Origin of the sequence: Lysobacter sp. 22409, assembly GCF_052045105.1 — a bacterium.
GTDB classification, from domain to species: Bacteria; Pseudomonadota; Gammaproteobacteria; order Xanthomonadales; family Xanthomonadaceae; genus Lysobacter; species Lysobacter antibioticus_B.
Genome location: NZ_JBQEOE010000053.1, coordinates 1 through 20,573, shown reverse-complemented (window position 1 = coordinate 20,573; position 20,573 = coordinate 1). Strand labels below are relative to the sequence as shown.

Sequence of the window (20,573 nt, the reverse complement as noted above, 5' to 3'; positions counted from 1 at the left end):
GCCTGGCAGGGGGCCCGCCGGTGAACAGACTCGGGACCGATCGAGGGGCAGGCCAGGCCTGCACCGCGAACCCGGCTGCCCGGCGGATGGGGGCTGCGCCAACGCGCGCCGACCGATTCGCGACGTCTGCCGCGCCTGTCCTGGAGCCACTGGCCGTCCCGTCCCCCACGAACGTGCGCGATGCGCGCGTCCCGACCACCGAGCCGCAACTCACCGAGCAAGGAGAGCAGCCCTCATCCACTCGTTCGACCGTCGATGACTTTCCGCAATCCGGAGCCACGGACCCGATCGCCAGGCCGCATGTCGCCGCCGCATCGGGCCCGACGTCCAATCAAAGGAGAATGCGATGTCTTTTGCACCCAAACCGGGGCCGACCCAAGCCCTCATGCTTGGCGCCGTCGTTACCGCCGTCAGCTTTCTGAGCTATGCCTTGCCCTGGGACGCGTTGAGCGGCGCGTCCGCCGAATCGGGCCCGCTGCAATCGAGTTCGATCCAATCCGACTCGGTTCAATCCGACTCGGTTCAATCCGGCTCGGCTCGATCCCCGCTGCAAACCTCCGGCTTCGCCGTCGGCCATGGCGCGATGGCCGCGCAGACGGCCGCCGCGCGCGTCGCCGCGGTGCGTAAATCGCCAGCGACGGAGCGGCAGATCTTCGATGCGCACCAGCAAGACCGCGCCGCCGAACCCTCGCTGCGCATTCCCTACCAGCCGTTGTTGCGCGAACGCGCCGACACCGATTACGACGGCGCCGACGCGCGTCGCGACATCCTGCAGCGGCCGTCGTTGGCCAAGTTCAGCGCGCGCAGCCTGCAGGCGGCCGAGGCGGCTTGCGACCCCAATCAGTTCGCCAGCCTCAGCGGCGCCGCCCTGGTCGCCGCGGTCAAAAGCGCCGACACCGATTGCATCAACCAATTGTTCGGCCTGAGCGGCACCACCGCCTACGGCACCTTCCGCGAAGCGCAGATGGTGACCATCGCCAACGCCCTGGCCACGTCCGCGCGCGACTACAACGGCACCAACGCCGGCAGCACCCTGCAACTGGTGCTGTTCCTGCGCGCCGGTTACTACGTGCAGTTCTACGACACCAGCGTCGGCAGCTACGGCGCGCCGCTGAAGAATGCGATCCGCCCGGCGCTCGACGCCTTCGCCGCCAACGCGAATTTCGGCCTGGTCAACGACGTGCACGGCGAAACCCTGGCCGAGTTCGTCACCCTGATCGACAGTTCGATCGAGAACGCGCGCTATCTGTACGTGGTCAAGCGCCTGCTCGACAGCTACAACAGCAGCTATAACGCGTATTACTGGATGAAGGTGGCGGTCAACAACGCCTACAACGTGACCTTCCGCGGCCACCAGGACGAAGCGTTCCGCACCGCGGTGCAGGCCGATCCCTCGATCGTCGACACGTTGTACAACTTCGCCAACACCCACTTCGCGATGCTGGGCCAGGCCGACGACTATCTGGTGGCTAACGCCGGTCGCGAGATCGGCCGCTTCCTGCAATACACCGGCAACGTCAAGAGCATCGCCCAGTCGCGGGCGAAGACGCTGCTCGACCGGTCCTCGGTGACGGGCCCGACCGCGCGCCTGTGGGTCGGCATCGGCGAGATGGTCGATTACTTCGACAAGGCCAACTGCGGCTACTACGGCCTGTGCGATTTCAAGGCCCGGGTCGACGCGGCGGCGTTGCCGGTCCGCCACACCTGCAGTCCGACCCTGCGCCTGCGCGCGCAGGCGATGACCGCCGCGCAATTGGCCGACACCTGCGCGATCGTCGCCGGCGAAGAGACTTATTTCCACCAGACCATGGCCACCGGCGGCGTGCCGGTCGCGAACGACCAGAACGCCGCGCTGGAAATGGTGGTGTTCGACAGCAGCACCGACTACGGCATTTATGCCGGCGCGCTGTACGGCATCAACACCAACAACGGCGGCATGTACCTGGAAGGCAACCCGGCCGCGACCGGCAACCAGGCGCGCTTCATCGCCTACGAGGCCGAATGGATGCGGCCGCAGACCTTCGAGATCTGGAACCTGACCCACGAATACATCCATTACCTCGACGGCCGCTTCAACATGTTCGGCGACTTCAACGCGGCGATGAAGCAGAAGACCGTGTGGTGGGTCGAAGGCTTCGCCGAGTACATGTCGTTCTCGTACCGCAACCTGGCCAATACGGCGGCGCAAAGCGAGGCCGCGCGCGGTACTTACGCGCTCAGCCGGGTCTATCAGAACGACTACAACAGCGGCCAGAACCTGGTCTATCGCTGGGGTTATCTGGCCGTGCGTTTCATGTTCGAGCAGCGCCGCAGCGAAGTGAATAGCATCCTGGGCTACTTCCGTCCCGGCAACTACACCGGCTACGCCACCTTCATGGGCGGCATCGGCAGCAACAACGATGCCGCCTTCCGTGCCTGGCTGCCCTGCGTCGCCACGCCGGACGCGCCCGGTTGCGGCGGCACGCCCAATAAACCGCCGGTGGCGGGCTTCGGCCATGCCGCCAACGGTCTGACGGTGAACTTCAGCGACAGCTCGTCCGATCCCGACGGCAGCATCGCCTCGCGGCAGTGGAGTTTCGGCGACGGCACCAGCTCGACCGCCACCAACCCGAGCAAGACCTACGCCACCGCGGGCACCTACACCGTGCGGCTCACGGTCACCGACAACCGCGGTGCGACGGCGACCACGAGCAAGTCGGTGACGGTTACCGGCGGCACCTCGAACACTCCGCCGGTGGCGGCGTTCACCACCCGTATCGAAGGCCTGAAGGTGAGCTTCACCGATGGCTCGTCCGATGCCGACGGCAGCATCGCTTCGCGTTCGTGGAACTTCGGCGACGGCACCAGCTCGACCGCGACGAATCCGGTCAAGACCTATGCCGCGGCCGGGACCTATGCGGTGCAGCTGACGGTGACCGACAACCGCGGTGCACGCACGACGCTCGCCAAGAGCGTGACGGTGAGCAGCGGCGGCGGTCTGCCGGAATGCAGTGCCGCCGATACCCGCGAACTCGGCAAGAACTGCTCGCGCAGCAACCTGGCTGCGTCGGCGGGTGGGTATGTCTACATGTTCTTGAACGTGCCGGCGGGCACCACGCAGTTACGCATCACCACCTCCGGCGGCACCGGCAACGCCGATCTCTACGTCAACACGCTGGGCAGCTGGGCCACGCGCTCGGCGCACAACTATCGTTCGACCGCGAGCGGCAACACCGAGACGCTGACCGTCAACAACCCGCCGGTCGGCTATGTCTTTGTGAGCCTGTACGGCACGACCGACTTCAGCGGCGTGCGCGTGAGCGTGCAGTACTGAGCCTGCGCTAGCGAATTTGAACTAGCGAGCTTGCACTATGCGAGCTTGGGCAAGACTGAAGTCCGAGTGACTTCGACGGGGCGGGAGCGCGAGCTCCCGCCCCTTTCTTTTGGGCGTAAGCGATCGGCGATCAGCGGTCGGACTGGCCGGTCGCGTAGTAATCGCCGCGCACGAACAGGTCCGGCTGGATCAGCTCGGTGAAGGCGCGCGCCTGCGGCGACAGGTACTTGCCCTTGCGCACCACCACGCCGTAGCTGCGCGAAGGGAAATACTCGGCCAGCGAACGCGCCGACAAACGCGCTCGGTCGGCGTCGGTCAGGCAGATCGCGGTGACGATGCTGATGCCGAGCCCCATCGCCACGTATTGCTTGATGACCTCCCAGCCGCCGACTTCGAGCGCGACCGTGTACGGCACCCGGTTCTGCTGGAACACCACGTCGACCATGCGGTAGGTGGTGAGCCGCTGCGGCGGCAGGATCAGGCCGTAGGGGCCGAGGTCCTGCAGGGTCAGGGTGTCGAGTTTGGCCAGCGGGTGATCGCGCGGGGTGATCAGCATCGGCTCGAAGCGGTAGACCGGGGCGTAGCTGAGGTCGCCGGGCACGTCGAGCATCGAACCCACCGCCAGGTCGACCGCATCCGAGCGCAACAGGTCCAGGCCGCCGGCGCCGGTGACGTTGTGCAGGGTCAGGCGGACCTCGGGGTGGGCGGCGCGGAAGGCTTCGACGATCTTCGGCAGCAGATACAGGATGGTCGAACTGCCGGCGGCGACATTGAGTTCGCCCGCGTCCAGGCCGCGGATGCGCTCGCGGAAGGTGCCGTCGAGGGCGTCCAGGCCTTCGACCAGGGGGCGGGCCAGTTCGTACAGCTCCTGGCCCTCGCGGGTCAGGGCCAGGCGGCGGCCGCTGCGCTCGAGCAGGCGCACCCCCATCTCGCGCTCCAGCGCCTGCAATTGCAGGGTCACGGCCGGTTGGCTCAGGTATAGCGCCTCAGCAGCTCGTGAGACTGAGCCCAGGCGCGCGGTCTGGCAGAAGGCGCGCAGCGGCTTGAGCCGGTCGCCTTTGTAAGCAAATCGCGGACTTAGGCTGCGTGTCGTGGCCACATGAGAAGTATTTATAAGTTATTCAAATGATATGCATTGAAAAAACTTGATTGTCAAATACAAGACGCCAGCGCATGGTCTGGGGCAAGAGGCCGGCTCGTCGGGAGCCGCCAGATCCCCCCAAGGATGATCCCCCAGGAGTCGCACCGATGTCGGCAGTGATCGCGCAATGGCAGCAACCGCAACAGGAGCAACGTCAGCCGGGTGACGGCATCGAGCTCACGGCCAGCCTGGCCGGACAGGAGCAATTGCTGACCCCGGCCGCCCTCGAGTTCCTCGCCGGGCTGCACCGCCGTTTCGAGCCGGTGCGCCAGGCCCGCCTCGCCGCCCGCCGCGAGCGCCAGGCCTTCTTCGATGCCGGCGGCCTGCCGGACTTCCGCACCGACACCGCCGCGATCCGCGCCGGCCACTGGCGCGTCGCGCCGTTGCCGACCGCCTTGCTCGACCGCCGCGTCGAGATCACCGGTCCCTGCGATCCGAAGATGGTCATCAACGCCCTCAACTCGGGCGCCAAGGTCTACATGGCCGACTTCGAGGACAGCACCGCGCCGACCTGGGCCAACCTGCTGACCGGCCAGCGTGCGCTCAAGAAGGCGGTCGCCGGCACCCTCGACTGGATGGCACCGGACGGCTCCAAGCACTACACCCTCAAGCCCTTCGAGGAGCAGGCGGTGCTGATGGTGCGGCCGCGCGGCTGGCACCTCGACGAGAAGCACCTGCGCGTCGACGGCGCGCCGATCTCCGGCGGCTTGTTCGACCTGGGCCTGTTCGCCTTCCACAACGCCGCCGCGCTGGTCGCCAAGGACCGCGGCCCGTACTTCTACCTGCCCAAACTGCAGTCGATGGAAGAGGCGCAGCTGTGGAACGAGGTGCTCGACCACGTCGAGCGAGCGCTGGGCCTGGCTGCCGGTCAGATCAAGGTCACGGTGTTGATCGAGACCCTGCCGGCCGTGTTCGAGATGGACGAGATCCTGCACGCGCTGCGCAGCCGCATCGCCGGCCTCAACTGCGGCCGCTGGGACTACGTGTTCTCCTACCTCAAGACTTTCCGTGCGCACCGCGACAAGGTCCTGCCGGAGCGCGGCCAGGTCACCATGACCCAGCCGTTCCTGCGCGCCTATTCGGAACTGTTGATCCAGACCTGCCACAAGCGCGGCGCGCATGCGATGGGCGGCATGGCCGCGCAGATCCCGATCAGCGGCGACGAGGCCGCCAACGAAGCTGCGCTGGCCAAGGTGCGCGCCGACAAGCTGCGCGAAGTCACCGCCGGCCACGACGGCACCTGGGTCGCGCACCCGGCGCTGATTCCGCTGGCGATGCGCATCTTCGACGAGCGCATGCCGACCCCGCACCAGCAGCACGTGCTGCGCGACGACGTGCTGATCATCCGCGACGACCTGATCAAGCCCTCGTTCGGCACCATCACCCGCAGCGGTTTCGAAGGCAACGTCGAAGTCTGCGTGCGTTATCTGGCCGCCTGGCTCGAAGGCAACGGCTGCGTGCCGATCCACTGGCTGATGGAAGACGCCGCCACCGCCGAGATCGCCCGCACCCAGCTGTGGCAATGGCTGCACGCCGATGGCCTGTTCCTCGACGACGGCACGCCGCTCGATTTCGCCCTGCTCGAACGCGCCCTGATCGGCCTGCCGAGCAAGCTCGCCGACCGCATGAAGCTGCCGGGAGGCAGCAAGCTCGACGAAGCCATCGCGATGCTCGATGCACTGACCCACGCCGGCACGCTCGCGGAGTTCCTGACCCTGCCGGCTTACGAACGCATCGACTGACCCGCTGTGGGTAGGCGCGGCGCGAACCGCGAGCGTGGCACCGCAACCACGTCGGCCAACCCGAGGTCGCGGCTGGCGCCGCTCCTATCCACAAGCACACCACACCCCACGTCACACGACCCATACGTAAGGAATCGAAGTCATGAGCCACACCCTGCCGACCGCCGATCAACTCCGTAACGACTGGGCCACCAACCCGCGTTGGGCCGGCATCACCCGTCCGTATTCGGCCGAGGACGTGGTGCGCTTGCGCGGCACCGTGCCGGTCGAGCATTCGATCGCCAAGCTCGGCGCCAACAAGCTGTGGACGTCGCTGCACACCGAAGATTTCGTCAACGCGCTCGGCGCGCTGACCGGCAACCAGGCCATGCAGCAGGTCAAGGCCGGGCTCAAGGCGATCTATCTGTCGGGCTGGCAGGTCGCCGCCGACGCCAACATCGCCGGCGAGATGTACCCCGACCAGTCGCTGTACCCGGCCAACTCGGTGCCGCAGGTCGTGCGCCGCATCAACAACACCCTGCTGCGCGCCGACCAGATCCAGTGCTCGGAAGGCGGCGGCGACGTCGACTTCCTGCAGCCGATCGTGGCCGACGCCGAAGCCGGCTTCGGCGGCGTGCTCAATGCCTTCGAGCTGATGAAGGGCATGATCGAGGCCGGCGCTTCCGGCGTGCATTTCGAAGACCAGCTCGCCTCGGTCAAGAAGTGCGGCCACATGGGCGGCAAGGTGCTGGTGCCGACCCGAGAAGCGGTCGAGAAGCTGGTCGCCGCGCGCCTGGCCGCCGACGTCATGGGCGTGCCGACCCTGATCGTCGCGCGCACCGACGCCGAAGCCGCCGACCTGCTGACCGCCGACATCGACCCGAACGACCAGCCCTTCGCCACCGGCGAGCGCACCGTCGAAGGGTTCTACAAGACCCGTAACGGTCTCGACCAGGCGATCAGCCGCGGTCTGGCTTATGCGCCTTACGCCGATCTGGTGTGGTGCGAGACCGGCAAGCCGGACCTGGAATTCGCGCGCAAGTTCGCCGAGGCCATCCACGCCAAGTTCCCGGGCAAGCTGCTGGCCTACAACTGCTCGCCGAGCTTCAACTGGAAGAAGAACCTCGACGACGCCACCATCGCCAAGTTCCAGAAGGAAATCGCCCGCTACGGCTACAAGTTCCAGTTCATCACCCTGGCCGGCTTCCACAGCCTCAACTACGGCATGTTCAATCTGGCCCACGGCTATGCGCGCCGCCAGATGAGCGCGTTCGTGGAGCTGCAGGAAGCCGAGTTCGCCGCCGCCGAGAAGGGCTTCACCGCGGTCAAGCACCAGCGCGAGGTCGGCACCGGTTATTTCGACGCGGTGACGCAGACGATCCAGGGCAACCAGTCCTCGACCGTGGCGCTGAAGGGGTCGACCGAGGAAGAACAGTTCCACGACGACAGCAAGGCCGCCGCCTGAGCCGTCGTCCGCACGTCGCAAGGGGATAGGGACGAGGAAGGGCTCCGCAAGGGGCCCTTTTTCGTTGCGGCGAGCGACGGTCGGGAATGGGGAATGGGGAATGGGGAATAGGGAATAGGGAATAGGGAATAGGGAATAGGGAATAGGGAATAGGGAATAGGGAATAGGGAATAGGGAATAGGGAATAGGGAATAGGGAATAGGGAATAGGGCCGGGGAGGGCGTTCGGAGGTCGTGCCCGGCGAGCGTGCCGCATCCGGATCGCCGTAGCCCTGTTCAAGTGTGCGACGGTGGGCGCTAGCCCTCGGCGCCGGACCGTCGATGCGCTCGAGCGCTGGCGGGCACCCGGTCCGGGCGGGTCGAAGGCTACGCGGCCCATCACCATGAACAGGCCGCCGCGACTTCGTCCGGGCCGGCTCTTCCCGCGAAAAACGCAAGCTTTGCGCTGTTTCCTTCGCGCAACACCTTGTCGCCGCGGCCACGCTATTGCAACGTAATGGCGGCGCAATGGTCCCCGGATGCCGGCGCGGGCTGGCCGTTTCGGCGGCAAACCCGCGTTAGCAGTTCAGACCAGATGCTATCCTGCTGGTGGAACCCCACAGGATGAGGGGTGTGGGGAGATCGGGATGAATCGCGACATGGCGGTGCCCTCGATGGGCCGCGAAACCGACAACTCGACGACGACCGCGGCGCCAACGGACGTGGCTATGGCCGTGCTGACGCCTGGCGAATTCGAGCTGTTCGCCGAGATCGGGCGGCCGCGCCGGGTCGAAGCCGGGCAGGTGCTGTTCCGCCGCGGCGAGCTCGGCACCACCATGTTCGTGATCGCGCGCGGCGCGATCGTCCTCGACTTCGGCGACGACCTGGTCACCAAGCGCCTGGGCGTGCGCGAGTTCTTCGGCGAGCTCGGCCTGCTGATCGGCGACCACGCCCGCAGCGCCGATGCGATCGCCGCCACCGACGGCCTGCTGGTCGAGCTGCGCCACGAAGAATTTCAAAGGCTGGTCGACCGCGACCCGTCCCTGGTCTCGTATTTCCTGCGCCGCGCGATCATGCGCGTGGTGCTCAACGAACAAAGCCTGATCCGGCGCCTGCGCCGTCGCAACCAGGACCTGGAAGCGGCGCTCGACAGCCTGTATGCGACGACCCATCAGCTCAACCAGACCGAAGAGCTGATCCGTACCGACGACCTGACCGGCCTGTACAACCGTCGCGGCCTGACCCTGCACCTGCAGGAAAGCCGCAGCGTCGGCATGCCCGACACCATGGGCCTGATCCTGATCGACTGCGACCGCTTCAAGCAGGTCAACGACGATCACGGTCATCTGGTCGGCGACCGCGTGCTGCAGAGCGTCGCCAACATCCTGCGCTCGGTGGCCGGCCCCGAGGACATCGCCTGCCGGCTCGGCGGCGACGAATTCTGTCTGTTGGTCGCGGCCTCGACGCGCCAGGACGTGATGCGCTTCGCCGACTTCATCGTCTCGACCGTGCACGGCCTGCTGCTGATTCCGCAGTCGCCGCCGACCATCTGTCCGGTCAGCGTCGGCGCTTGTCTGGTCAGCGCGAAGCACGAATGGAATGACTGGTATGCGCACGCCGACGGCGCGCTGTACCAGGCCAAGCGGTTGGGCGGCAACCGCGTGCATTGGCAGGACGCGGAACTGACGTCGGCATGAGCCGCGTCGACAAGGATGCCGTCATGAACGACGCCCACCGACCCAACGCCGACGGGCCGCAATTGCGGACGTTGTTGCTGACCGACCTGTGCGATTCGACCACCCTGGTCGAACGCCTCGGCGACGGTCCGGCTGCGTCGCTGTTCCGCGAACACGACCGCCTGGTGCTGCAGTTGCAGCAGCGTTGGCGCGGCCGCCTGATCGACCGCTCCGACGGCTTGCTGCTGTTGTTCGAACGGCCCATCGACGGGCTCGGCTTCGCCCTCGACTATGCCCGCGGCCTGCGCGAACTCGGCGCGCCGCGCAAACTGACCCTGCAGGCCCGCGCCGGCCTGCACGTCGGCGAAGTGCTGACCTGGCGCAACAGCGACGAAGCGGTACAGGTCGGCGCCAAGCCGGTCGAAGTCGAAGGCCTGGCCAAGCCGATGGCGGGCCGGCTGATGGCGACCGCGCGTCCCGGCCAGATCCTGCTGTCGGCGATCGCCGAGCCGCTGGCGCACCGCGCCGCGCGCGAACTCGGCGAGCGCGGCCAGCAACTATTGTGGAAATCGCACGGCCGCTGGCGCTTCAAGGGCGTGCCCGAGCCGCAGGAAATCTACGAGGTCGGCGAGCCCGGCATCGCGCCCTTGCGCGCGCCGCCGAACGGGCCCAAGGCCTGGCGCGACATTCCCTTGTGGCGGCGTCCGGCCGCGCTCGCTGCCGAAGTCGCCTTGCTCGCGGTGATCGGCACCGGCGTGTGGTTCGCGACCCGGCCGCAGCCGGCGATCGCCTTCAACCAGCGCGACTGGGTGGTGGTCGGCGACCTGCGCAACCTGACCGGGCAGGCCGTGCTCGACGATTCGCTGGAGCAGGCCTTCCGCATCAGCCTGGAGCAATCGCGCTACGTCAACGTGTTGTCCGACCTCAAGGCGCGCGACACCCTCGACCGCATGCAGCGCAAGGTCGACACCGTGCTCGACCGCGCGGTTGCCTCGGAGATCGCGTTGCGCGATGGCGCGCGCGCGGTGATCCTGCCGACGGTGGCCGAGGTCGGCGGGCGGGTGCGGGTCAGCGCCGAAGTGATCGACCCGCACACCCAGACCACGGTGTACGCCGAGTCGGCCGACGGCGTCGGCGCGGCCTCGGCGCTGACCTCGATCGACGAGGTCACCACCGCGCTGCGCGGCAAGCTCGGCGAAGCGCTCAAGAGCATCGACAAGGATTCCGAGCCGTTGCCGAAAGTCGCGACCGGCAACCTCGATGCGCTGCGCGCCTATGCGCTCGGCAGCAAGGCCTATGCGCATCGCGAGTTCGACGAGGCCCTGCAGTACTTCCAGCGCGCGGTCCAGATCGACCAGAAATTCGCCCTGGCGCACATGGGCATCATGCGCGTCTACGTCAGCAACGCCGACACCGACAGCGCAAGGCCCTACCTGGAGCGCGCGCAGGAACTGCGCGACCATCTGACTCCGCGAGAAGCCCTGTACCTCGACGCCTGGGCGGCCGAGTTCGGCCCGCAACCGTCGCTGCACGCGCCGGGCAAGTGGAAGCTGCTGGCGGGGGTGTATCCGGATTACTTCGCCGGGCGCTATCAGTACGCGTGGTCGGAGTTCCTCGCCAACCGCTTCGACAGCGCGCTGGCCGCGACCACCGCCGCGACCGCGCCGCAGGAGCCCTTGCGCAACGTCGCCTTCGAGCTCGCCGGGCGCATCCACTTGTCGAAGGAGCGCTATGCCAAGGCGCTGGATTCCTTCAAGCAGGCCGAACTCAGCGGCCATTACCCGCCGAACCGCCGCCATGCCTCGGCGCTGGCGGCGATGCGTCGCTTCGACGAGGCCAACCGCATCCTCGATTCGCTGACCGAGAAGGGCCGGTCCGTCAGCGGGCACCTGCCCGACCAATTCGAGCGCATCGCCGTGCCGCTGGACCAGGGCCAGTACGCCAAGGCCGCCGAGATCGCGCGCGAAGCGGCGCGGACTTCGCGCGGCGCCAGCATCCTGGTCCGGCATCCGTTGCGCTTCACCGAGTTGCTGGTGCGCAGCGTGTCCGGTAAAGACCAGCCGAGCTCGGCCGAGATCGAGTTGTTCGCCGACGCGGTGCTGGCCGATGCCGGCAAACCCAACAGCGCCGACCACGACGATCTGGCCTTGAATGCGCTGGCCGCGGTGCGCCTGGCTCAACGCCAGGGCGACCGCGCCCTGGCCGAGCGCCTGTTGCCGCGCGTGATCAAGGCGGTCAACAGCAGCGGCAGCGGCCTGTCGCGCAAGTTGTTGCAGGTCGCGCGCGCCGAGCAACTGCGCCTGGCCGGTAAGCCCGAGGAGGCGATCCGCGAATTGCGCGGCCTCAGCGACGGCAGCGAACCTTTCCAGGCCCACGTCGCCTTGCGCGACGCCCTGCTCGCGGCCGGCCGCAAGGACGAGGCCGCGACCGAAACCCGTTGGATCGCCGCCCATCGTGGCCGCGCCTACGCCGATCCGGCTGGCGGCCAGGTGTATCTGGCGATGAACGTCGCCGATGCTTCGGCGGCGCAGCGCGACACGGCGAAAGCCGCCGTCGCCGTCGCCGCGGTCAAGCCGGGCGGCTGATCCGCATGGCGGTGCCGGCCTGAGCGGACGCGCAGGCCGGTCGTTTCGAACTGGTGCTCGGAGTAGCGCTCCGAACCGCGTTTTCCGAACGGTTGCTTCGAACTGGTGCTCGCGACCGATAGGATCGGTCAGCGCGACGGCAGGCCCCCGCCTCCCGTCGCGCCTGCACTCAAGCCAGAGTGCCGCCCGAGCCGCCGCCGAGGCTGGCCTGCACCTGACCGACTTCGAGCATGAACACGACGGTGTGGGTGCCGGCCGCGGTCAGATTGCCGCGCAGTTCGTCGCGCGCAGCCTGCACTTCTTCCTTGCTGGCCAGCGAGTTGACCCGCAGGCAGCTGGCGCCGGCCAGCGCCGCCTGGGTCTGCTGCGGCGCGAGGCCGAGGCTCTTCTGCAATGCGGCGCCGGGGTCCTTGGCGAATTCAGTGCGGAACTTGTCGTCCGAGCTGAGCAGATCGAGCAGGCGGTCGGCGACCTCGGGTGCCAGCGGCGGGTGCCCGTTCTGTGGATTCTTATCGATAGACATCTGTTTCCCCTTGTGAAGACCCGTTGCGGGTCTGTCTGCGGCCGAATTTATCGCTGTTGGGGAGCGGCGAACAGCATCCGCTCACCCGCCTAGCACGCAAAAACGCCGAATCGCCGGCCATTCGCGCCTTCGCGCGATACCGTAGGCGCGTCCGGAGCCCCTGCGCCGTACCTGTTCAGTTGCGATGCGCACGCTGGAACGGCAGTGCGGCGATGGGCATGATACGGAGCCCGCGTGACCGGCCGGCGGCGATCCGCTCGCCGCGCCGCGACCGTCGCCGCCGCCCAGGACTCTCGATGCGCATCCGCCGTTGCTCCGTGCTTTTCCTCGAGCCGCGCGAGCACGTGGCCTTCGATCTGGCGTCGCTGCTGTCCGGCGGCGCCGGCTTGTCGCGGCAATTGCGTTGGCTGGCGCTCGCCGCCCACCTCGACGGCGAGGTCGAAGTGGACGCCGCACAACGCGAACTGCTCGGGCGCCTGAGCCCGGGCGACTGGATCGAAGCCGGTGCGTTGAGCACGGCCGATGCCTCGGTGCTGATGCCGTTGCTCGACGCCGGCCTGGTGGTGTGCGAGGCGGCCGATGCGGGCCCGCAGCGCATCGCTTACCGCGAGCGCGACGAACGACTGCGCAGCGGCCATTGGTTCGCACCGGCGGCGATGCTGCATCGTCTGGCGCGTTGGCAGGGGCTGGACGCCGTCGCTGCGATGGACGCCAACGAGCTGCATACCGCGGCCGACTTGCGTCGCAAACTCGGCGCGCCGCCGGCGCCGGTGTCCGAACGTTGCCCGCCCGAACAGCGCATCGCTCTGCCGCGCACCGACGGCAACGAGTTCGATGCCTTGCTCGCGCGCCGTTCCACCTGCCGCAACTTCGATGCCGAGCGCCCGCTGTCGCGAGCCTTGTTCGCGCATATGCTGCAACGGGTGTTCGCCGCGCAGGCCTTGGTCAAGGTCGAGGACGACACCGTATTCCTCAAGAAACACACGCCGTCCGGCGGCGGCCTGCACCCTACCGAGGCCTATCTGATCGTGCAGCGCGTCGACGGTGTCGAGCCGGGCCTGTATCACTACCACGCGCTCGATCATGCGCTCGAACCCTTGCCGGCACCGCAGGCGCCGCTGCGCGAGTTCGCCTTGCGTGCGCTGGCCGGGCAGCACTGGTTCGCCGACGCGCCGGCGATGGCGGTGCTGACGCCGCGTTACGCGCGCAGCTTCTGGAAATACCGCCAGCACGCCAAGGCCTATCGCGCCCTGGTGCTCGACAGCGGCCATTTGTCGCAGACCCTGTATCTCAGCGCGACCGAACTCGGGCTCGGCGCGTTCGTGACTTCGGCGATCAACGAAGTCGACATCGAGCAAGCCTTCGGCCTCGACGCGCTCGCCGAAGGGCCGTTGGCGATCTGCGGTTTCGGTTGGCGCGGCCAGCGCATGGCCAATACCGAATTCGACCCGGCCGGCGCGGTCTGGGGCGCGAGCGCATCGCCCGGTCGATGAGGCGCTGCAACGCAGCGTGCCAATCGCCGTCGCGACGGTCTCAGCCGACCGGTGTCATCCTGGCGGCCTCGCATCCCCCCGATTGAGGCGCGACGCCATGTGGCCCGACCGTCGTATCCAGGACTTGTTCGGCATCCAATTGCCGATCGTGCAGGCGCCGATGGCCGGCCCGACCCTCGCCGACATGGTGATCGGCGCCGCCCAGGCCGGCGCGTTGGGTTCGTTGCCCTGCGCCCTGCTCAGCGTCGAGCAGGCGCACGAGCAATGCCGGCTGATCCGCGCCGCGACCGATCGGTCGCTTAATCTCAACTTCTTCTGCCATCGCCCGGCGCCCGCCGATGCCGCGCGCGAATCGGCCTGGCGCGAGCGCCTGGCGCCGTATTATCGCGAGTTGGGCCTCGACCCGGCGATGCCGGTACCGGCGTCGAACCGCACCCCATTCGGCGACGCTTACTGCGAACTGGTCGAAGAAGTGCGGCCGGAAGTGGTCAGCTTCCACTTCGGTCTGCCCGAGCCGCGCCTGCTCGATCGTGTCCGCGTCGCCGGTGCGCGCATCGTGTCCTCGGCGACCACGGTCAGTGAAGCGCGCTGGTTGGAAGCGCAGGGCTGCGACGCGATCATCGCCCAGGGCGCCGAAGCCGGCGGTCATCGCGGGCTGTTTCTCGGCGACGACCTCGAGGTCTCGACCCAGGTCGGTCTGTTCGCATTGTTGCCGCAGGTGGTCGATGCGGTGCGGGTGCCGGTGATCGCCGCCGGCGCCATCGCCGATGCGCGCGGCATCGTCGCTGCGTTCGCGCTCGGCGCCGCCGCGGTGCAGATCGGCACCGCCTATCTGTTCTGTCCGGAGGCGAAACTGTCGCCGCTGCATCGGCAGGCCTTGGTTGAAGCGCGCGACGACCAGACCGCGCTGACCAATCTGTTCACCGGACGTCCGGCACGCAGCATCGTCAACCGCCTGATGCGCGAAGTCGGGCCGATGTCGGCGCTGGCGCCGGCGTTCCCGCTCGCCGGCGGCGCGCTCGCGCCGCTGCGCGCGCAGGCCGAGGCGGCCGGCGCCGCCGATTTCATGTCGTTGTGGTCGGGGCAGGCGGCGCGCCTGGGCCGCGAACTGTCGACCTACGAACTGACCCGGACCCTCGCCGAGGAAACCCTGGCGCGGTTGCGGCGCTGAGCGCCGGCGTCGGCGCGACGTGCCGCGCTCGTCGCGAATTGAGACTTAATGCGGCTTCTCGCGCCTGTTTGCGCAAGCGGCGCGACTGCTAAGCTCGGCACGACCGCCGGACGGCGACGTCATGTCAGGCGCAAGCCGGCAGGCGTCGTGGCCTTCCGGGCTGCGATGCCGGCGGCCGAATTCCGCAGGTCGTTCCGTCGTCGTCCACCGATCGCTGCGGACCGGCATGGGGCTGAGTTTTTCCCGGGGCTGATCGAAGCTGCAGGGGAACGCGACGGGCGTGCGCACGATACCGGCGCATGCCGACGCTGGCGTTCGCCTCGTGCCGGGATCGGATAAGGATGGTCTGATGCGTTTGTCGTGTTCTGCCTCGCGCCTGAACCGCGAAGCCGAAGTGAGCACCGGATCGAAGCGCCACCGCGCTTGGGCGATGTGGGCCCTGCTGCTGGTGTGCGAGTGGTCGTGGGCGCAGGGCGTGTTGGTCGGTTGTCCGGGCGCCACGCCGGCGCGCGCGTTGCCGGAACCGGCGCTGTGCCTGCAACGGGCGAAGCTGGCGCCGGCGCAGGCCGCGGGCGAGAGCGGGGCCGAGGCCTTGTTCGCGCAAGCCAAGACCCAACTCGATGCCGGCCATATCGAGGACGCCGAGCGCTCGCTCGATTGCGCCGAGGCGGTCATCGGCGGCGAGGGCGATGCCGCCCTGCGCTACGAACTGGAGCGGCGGCGAGGCATCCTCGACTTCCGCCGCGAGTGGATCCCGCAGGCGCTGGCGCGGTTCGAGTGCGCGGCCAGCCTGTCGAGCGCGCTCGACGATTCGGCCGCGACCGCGCGCGACCTCAGCAACGTCGGCGCCGCGCTGCGCCGTCTCGGCGACTTCCGCGGCGCCTTGCGCAGCCTGACCGCCAGCCTCGACCTGCAGCGCAAGCGCGGCGAGGTGTCCGGCGCAGTCTTGAACAACATCGCCGACGTCTACCGCGAACTGCGCGAGACCGATACCGCGATGCGCTATTACCGCGAGGCCTTGGCTTCGTATCGGGCCAAGGGCGAGCCGGTCGAGGCCGCGCACGTGCTGGAGACGATGGCCGAGTTGGCGCTCGACAGCGGCGATGCGCCGCAGGCCTCGGCCTGGTTGCAGGAGGCGCTGAGCGTGTACCGCGCCGGCGGCAACCGCGTTTACGAATTGCGCGTGCACGATGGCCTGACCCGGGTGGCCTTGGCGCAGGGCGACCTGGCCCAGGCGCAGCGTTGGAGCGCGGCCGCCCTGGCCCTGTCCGATACCTGGAAGCTGCCATTGCCGCCGGCGCTGCAGTTGCAGATCGCCCGCACCGCGCAGTTGTCGGGTGCGACCGCCGCGGCGACCACGCGCTTGCGCGAAGCCCTGGCGACGATGCCCGAAGGCGACCCGATGCGGGTGCCGCTGCTGCAGGAACTGGCCACCGCGCAGGAACGCGCCGGCGATGCGCCGGCCGCCAACGCCACCTTGCGCGATGCCTACGGCAAGGCGATCGCGTTGGCGCACGCCCAACACGACCGCCAGCTGGACTGGTTGCGGGTCCGTTTCGAGTCGGCCGAGCAGCAACGCACCATCGCCGCGCTCGAAAGCGAAAACCGCCTGCGCAGCGCGCAGTTCCGCCAGCGCACCCTGCTGTTGGGCTTCGCCGCGGCGCTGGCGGTCGCGGTGTTGCTCGGCTTCTTGCTGTTGCAGCAGCGCCGGCATCAGCGCGCGCGTTTGCGCGAGGAGGCGCAGCGGGTGCGTCACGAAGAGGAACTCGCCCGTTACCGGCGCGAAGCGGATGCCTTGGCCGAAGACCGCAGTCTGTTGCAGGGCTTGCTCGACAGCCGCGACGAGCCGTTGTGCCTGCTCGACGCCGAAGGCCAGGTGCTGGCGGCGAACCGCGCCGGCCGGCTTTGGCTCGGGGCGCGCGAGGACGAGGTCCTGGTCGGGCAGCCGGTCTCGGCCTTCGTCGGCGAAGCCGGTCGCGCCGCCCTGGCCTCGGCGCTGGAGCGCATGGAAGACAGCGCCGCGCAACGCGTGCAGATCGCCGCGCGCGAGGGCGCGCCCCTGGTCGCGACACTCGAACCCTGGTCGGGCGGCGACGGCCTGATTCTGCTCGCTCCGCACGATCGCGAAGCCGCCGCGCCGCCGGCGCCTTCGCTGTCGCCGGTCGAGATCGCAGCCGAGCCGGCCGATGCCAGCGCCGAGCCGTCGGTGCGCGACGGTTTCCGCCGCAGCCTGGTCGAACTGATGCTGGCCTCGATCGAGGCCTGGGAACGCACCACCGGCACCAGCCGCCTGGAGTTCGCCGAGAAAAGCCGGATCTGGCGGGTCAACATCGACGACGGCCGGTTACGCGCGCGCGCCCTGGAGCGCTATCTCACCGTCGCCAAGTTGCCGCGCAACCCGCGCTGGCGCGACGTGCTGCGCTCGGCCTATTTCGTGCTCGGCCGTTGCGACGGCTTGGCGCCGGAAACCCGCGTTTCGCTGCAGCACTGCGTCGATGCGGTACTGGCCTACACCCGGCGAGACGCCCTGGTCTGACCGACGCGACGTTCCCTGTCGCGTCGTTCAGTGGGTCGAACGCGGCGCCACTCAACGGGTACTCAGGGTTTGGGCGGGCAGACCGCGCAGGCGCCGCTCAGGCCCTGCTCGAGCCGATAGCGCTCGTGGTGGCTGCCGTCCAGGTATTCCTTGGGGCCGAGCACGAACGGCACGGCGTCCTTCAGCGGCGCGACGATCTTGCAGTAGCTGACGATGGTTGCGGTGGCCGTGGCCCAGTCGTCGTCTTTCTCGACGATGCCGCACTTGTTCATCAGCTCGTGCAGTTGCGGGCCGTCGAATTCGAACTTGGCGACGATCTTCGGCGTCTCCTTTTCCTTGATGCACCAGTCCGCCGGCACGACCTCGTGGGCCCGGCCGGCAAGCGGCGCCGCGAGCAGGGCGCCGAACGCGAGGGAGACGACTGCGCGGGACAGGGACATGGGCGATCCGAGGAAGAAGGGCGTGTCTCCAGAGTAGGTGCAGCGGCGCGGCGGACGCCAGTTCGGTCGCGGGTATAAAACGGGAATCAATTCGCCTAAGGCCTTGTTTCTTATGGCGTCGCGCCTTCGCTGCGCTCGGCGCCGGACGGCGCCATGCCTTGCGAAAGCGCCGCTGCCTGCGCCGCAGCCGGGTCTCGCCGCGCTTTCGACCCGCCTTGCGCCCGGTATGGCCCGGCTTCGTCCTTGGCCGCGGCGGCGGCGCTGCCTAGCTTGGATTCGGCGCCACACCAGCGCCGAGACGCCGGGGAACGGGTGCCGCTTCCCCAGGCGTCGAGTCCAAGGACGGCACTCCAGTCCGTATCGCCCCTCCGAATCCATCACCTCGCAAGGAATCGCCAATGAAGTCGAAGTCTCTCGCCGCCGCAGTCGTCCTGCTGTTGGGCAGCACCTACGGTGCATCGGCATTCGCCGCCAGCAACCCGGTCGACACGGCCGGCATCCAGCACAACATGTACCTGGGCTGCCTGCTCGACACTGGAGCGACCCAAGCCACCTCGTTGGCCTACGTGGTCGACAAGTGCGGTTTCGACGCCGGCATGTCGACCGAACAGTTCGTCAAGGCCAACCAGCCGATCCTCGAGATCGAACCGACCCTGCCGCTGGCGCAGAAGATGGCCTCGCAGCGCGCTCGTTACAGCGCCTACGAGTTCTCCTTCTTCGAGCGCATCGACCAGGTCGTCGCCAAGGCCGCGGACCTCGACCAGGCCGACGCCATGTTCGCCGAGCTGGAAGCCGAAGCCATCGCCCAACTCGACGCCAAGTCGCGCAACGGCAAGACCATCCTCGGCGGGCTCAGCGTCGCCCGTCATTCCAGCCAGTTCTGGGCCAAGCACGTGGCCGAGACCGGCGGCGTGTCCAGCACCGGCAAGCGCCGCTGGTGGCACTGGGTGATCATCGTGGCGGTCGACGTCGGCGGTTACCTGCTGTCGGAGAACGTCGGCACCGCGGCCAGCGCCTCCAGCACGGCCAACGACATTCTGACCCCGTAAGCAAGGCTCGGCTTCGACCGAGCGCGGGCGATACATGGCCCCGTCGGTTGCCGCGAGCCGACATCGAAGGACGAAACCAGCCCGGCTGCAGGATGCGGCCGGGCTGTTTCGTTTGCGGGCCGGATGGACGAGCACCCCGAATCGGGTCGGCATCGCGCTGCTGCGAGCGCCGGTGCGGCCTTGACCGCGCGGGCGCGCCGGTCATCGCCCAGCGCTTGAGCCCCCGCGGTGCGGCGTGGCAGGATCGCGCGGGTGAACGGCAGGCCGCAGCGACACGGCCGTGCACGAGTTCGCGCCCGCGGGACGCGTCGCGATAGATGTCGCCATGGATTCGGTTCGCGGCAGTCGTTACAGCGCGCGGGCCGATGCGGCGCCCGCCGCCATCGGCAAGCCACGGCGCTGGGGACCCGGGGATCCTGCCGTGCAGGGAGGCCGGCGACCCAATCGATCAGGAATCGAGAAGCGCCGAACGCGACCCGCGCCTAGCATGACAGCACGTACCCCAACCCACAGGACGACTGCCATGAACATCAGCATCCACGCGTGCTTCCTCCCGCATAACGACGCGGACGCGGCAATGACTTTCTACCGCGACACCCTCGGCTTCGAAGTGCGCAAGGACGTCGCTTACGGCGGCATGCGCTGGATCACCGTCGGCCCGGCCGGCCAGCCGGCGACCTCGATCGTGCTGCATCCGCCCGCCGCCAGCCCGGGCATCACCGACGAGGAGCGCCGCACCATTGCCGAAATGATGGCCAAGGGCACCTACGGCATCATCACCCTGGCCACGCCCGATCTCGACGCCACTTTCGCGCGGCTCGAATCCGCCGGCACCGAAATCGTCCAGGAGCCGATCGATCAGCCCTACGGCGTTCGCGACTGCGCGGTGCGCGACCCCTCCGGCAATCTGATCCGCATCAACCAACTGCGCTGAGCCGCCGAGCGAATGCCGTCATGACCCGCAGCGACGTCGCCGGCACGGCCACCGACCTCGCTAGCGGTGCGGNNGGCCGGCGCCGGCGCCAACGCGACGGAGCCGGTCGTCGATCTCGATCGCTCGGCATGGCCGTCGATCCCCGTCACACGCTTCCACCACCGACTGAGCGCGTCCGCCCGGCAACCCGCCGGGGCCGGGTGGCCGGTCTTCGCAGGAGGTCCTCGTGAACTGGAACAAATGGATTCGGCAGATCCACCGTTGGCTATCGATGATCTTTACGGTGACCGTGATCGCGACTTTCATCGCCCTCGCGCAGGAAAAGCCCATCGTCTGGGTATCCTACGTGCCGCTGGCGCCGCTCGCCTTGTTGCTGCTGTCCGGGCTGTATCTGTTCGCGCTGCCGTATGCGAGCAAGTGGTTCGGCAAACGCGGCGGCGCAAGCGGGCCGTAAACCGCGCGCTCGCCGCGCATCGCCTCCTTGTATGGTGGCTGCCCCTGCCGGCGGCCGCATCGATTCGCCGCAATATCGCCGCCGCATCGCCGCA

Annotated in this window: 14 protein-coding genes; 11 read left to right on the top strand and 3 right to left on the bottom strand. The window is 68.3% G+C overall.

The features are described from left to right. Positions 1-346 precede the first annotated feature (346 nt). Positions 347-3,313: a collagenase gene (locus ACTJJK_RS20675; RefSeq protein ID WP_440731138.1), complete on the top strand. Its 2,967-nt coding sequence runs from the start codon at positions 347-349 to the stop codon at positions 3,311-3,313. Positions 3,314-3,443: 130 nt separating this feature from the next. Here the strand turns inward: ACTJJK_RS20675 and ACTJJK_RS20670 are convergent, their stop codons facing one another. Then, positions 3,444-4,412, bottom strand: a complete 969-nt coding sequence (locus tag ACTJJK_RS20670; protein WP_031371358.1) for a LysR family transcriptional regulator — start codon at positions 4,410-4,412, stop codon at positions 3,444-3,446. Positions 4,413-4,561: 149 nt separating this feature from the next. Here ACTJJK_RS20670 and aceB point away from each other — a divergent pair, with 149 nt between their 5' ends. From aceB to ACTJJK_RS20650, 4 genes are all read left to right on the top strand, one after another. Beyond that, positions 4,562-6,196 carry a malate synthase A gene (gene aceB, locus ACTJJK_RS20665; RefSeq protein WP_031371357.1) on the top strand — a complete coding sequence of 545 codons (1,635 nt, stop codon included), beginning with the start codon at positions 4,562-4,564 and terminating at the stop codon, positions 6,194-6,196. Between the two features lie 142 nt (positions 6,197-6,338). After that, on the top strand, positions 6,339-7,640 hold the full coding sequence (gene aceA, locus ACTJJK_RS20660) for an isocitrate lyase (RefSeq protein ID WP_440731137.1): 1,302 nt from the start codon (positions 6,339-6,341) through the stop codon (positions 7,638-7,640). Between the two features lie 652 nt (positions 7,641-8,292). Beyond that, positions 8,293-9,315, top strand: a complete 1,023-nt coding sequence (locus tag ACTJJK_RS20655) for a GGDEF domain-containing protein (protein ID WP_430536897.1) — start codon at positions 8,293-8,295, stop codon at positions 9,313-9,315. 23 nt (positions 9,316-9,338) lie between these two features. Then, positions 9,339-11,879 (top strand): putative peptide modification system cyclase, encoded by a 2,541-nt coding sequence (locus ACTJJK_RS20650; RefSeq protein ID WP_440731136.1) that lies wholly within the window; start codon positions 9,339-9,341, stop codon positions 11,877-11,879. Positions 11,880-12,048: 169 nt separating this feature from the next. Here ACTJJK_RS20650 and ACTJJK_RS20645 read toward each other — a convergent pair whose 3' ends face one another. Next, positions 12,049-12,402: an NHLP-related RiPP peptide gene (locus ACTJJK_RS20645; protein ID WP_031371353.1), complete on the bottom strand. Its 354-nt coding sequence runs from the start codon at positions 12,400-12,402 to the stop codon at positions 12,049-12,051. A gap of 296 nt (positions 12,403-12,698) precedes the next feature. Between ACTJJK_RS20645 and ACTJJK_RS20640 the strand changes: the two genes are divergently transcribed. From ACTJJK_RS20640 to ACTJJK_RS20630, 3 genes are all read left to right on the top strand, one after another. Further along, on the top strand, positions 12,699-13,895 hold the full coding sequence (locus ACTJJK_RS20640) for a putative peptide maturation dehydrogenase (protein WP_223621523.1): 1,197 nt from the start codon (positions 12,699-12,701) through the stop codon (positions 13,893-13,895). A 97-nt stretch (positions 13,896-13,992) separates the two neighbouring features. Beyond that, a complete protein-coding gene (locus tag ACTJJK_RS20635; RefSeq protein ID WP_031371351.1) occupies positions 13,993-15,066 on the top strand; it encodes an NAD(P)H-dependent flavin oxidoreductase in 1,074 nt (357 codons plus the stop codon). A gap of 349 nt (positions 15,067-15,415) precedes the next feature. After that, positions 15,416-17,602 carry a tetratricopeptide repeat protein gene (locus ACTJJK_RS20630; protein ID WP_440731135.1) on the top strand — a complete coding sequence of 729 codons (2,187 nt, stop codon included), beginning with the start codon at positions 15,416-15,418 and terminating at the stop codon, positions 17,600-17,602. A gap of 62 nt (positions 17,603-17,664) precedes the next feature. Here ACTJJK_RS20630 and ACTJJK_RS20625 read toward each other — a convergent pair whose 3' ends face one another. Continuing rightward, positions 17,665-18,042 (bottom strand): hypothetical protein, encoded by a 378-nt coding sequence (locus ACTJJK_RS20625; RefSeq protein ID WP_031371349.1) that lies wholly within the window; start codon positions 18,040-18,042, stop codon positions 17,665-17,667. 398 nt (positions 18,043-18,440) lie between these two features. Here ACTJJK_RS20625 and ACTJJK_RS20620 point away from each other — a divergent pair, with 398 nt between their 5' ends. The 3 genes from ACTJJK_RS20620 (at position 18,441) to ACTJJK_RS20610 (ending at position 20,479) form a co-directional block, all read left to right on the top strand. Further along, a complete protein-coding gene (locus tag ACTJJK_RS20620; protein WP_031371348.1) occupies positions 18,441-19,091 on the top strand; it encodes a hypothetical protein in 651 nt (216 codons plus the stop codon). 487 nt (positions 19,092-19,578) lie between these two features. Then, positions 19,579-20,025, top strand: a complete 447-nt coding sequence (locus tag ACTJJK_RS20615) for a VOC family protein (protein WP_318025801.1) — start codon at positions 19,579-19,581, stop codon at positions 20,023-20,025. A 226-nt stretch (positions 20,026-20,251) separates the two neighbouring features. Continuing rightward, positions 20,252-20,479, top strand: a complete 228-nt coding sequence (locus tag ACTJJK_RS20610; RefSeq protein ID WP_031371346.1) for a hypothetical protein — start codon at positions 20,252-20,254, stop codon at positions 20,477-20,479. The last annotated feature ends 94 nt before the right edge of the window (positions 20,480-20,573 follow it).

Excerpts from the sequence above, each read along its gene's own strand:
- ACTJJK_RS20650 (WP_440731136.1), top strand. The coding sequence starts at position 9,339 with ATGAACGACGCCCACCGACCCAACGCCGACGGGCCGCAATTGCGGACG.
- ACTJJK_RS20675 (WP_440731138.1), top strand. The coding sequence starts at position 347 with ATGTCTTTTGCACCCAAACCGGGGCCGACCCAAGCCCTCATGCTTGGC.
- ACTJJK_RS20630 (WP_440731135.1), top strand. The coding sequence starts at position 15,416 with ATGCGTTTGTCGTGTTCTGCCTCGCGCCTGAACCGCGAAGCCGAAGTG.
- ACTJJK_RS20620 (WP_031371348.1), top strand. The coding sequence starts at position 18,441 with ATGAAGTCGAAGTCTCTCGCCGCCGCAGTCGTCCTGCTGTTGGGCAGC.
- ACTJJK_RS20645 (WP_031371353.1), bottom strand. The coding sequence starts at position 12,402 with ATGTCTATCGATAAGAATCCACAGAACGGGCACCCGCCGCTGGCACCC.
- ACTJJK_RS20625 (WP_031371349.1), bottom strand. The coding sequence starts at position 18,042 with ATGTCCCTGTCCCGCGCAGTCGTCTCCCTCGCGTTCGGCGCCCTGCTC.
- ACTJJK_RS20640 (WP_223621523.1), top strand. The coding sequence starts at position 12,699 with ATGCGCATCCGCCGTTGCTCCGTGCTTTTCCTCGAGCCGCGCGAGCAC.
- ACTJJK_RS20615 (WP_318025801.1), top strand. The coding sequence starts at position 19,579 with ATGACAGCACGTACCCCAACCCACAGGACGACTGCCATGAACATCAGC.
- aceB (WP_031371357.1), top strand. The coding sequence starts at position 4,562 with ATGTCGGCAGTGATCGCGCAATGGCAGCAACCGCAACAGGAGCAACGT.
- aceA (WP_440731137.1), top strand. The coding sequence starts at position 6,339 with ATGAGCCACACCCTGCCGACCGCCGATCAACTCCGTAACGACTGGGCC.
- ACTJJK_RS20655 (WP_430536897.1), top strand. The coding sequence starts at position 8,293 with ATGGGCCGCGAAACCGACAACTCGACGACGACCGCGGCGCCAACGGAC.
- ACTJJK_RS20635 (WP_031371351.1), top strand. The coding sequence starts at position 13,993 with ATGTGGCCCGACCGTCGTATCCAGGACTTGTTCGGCATCCAATTGCCG.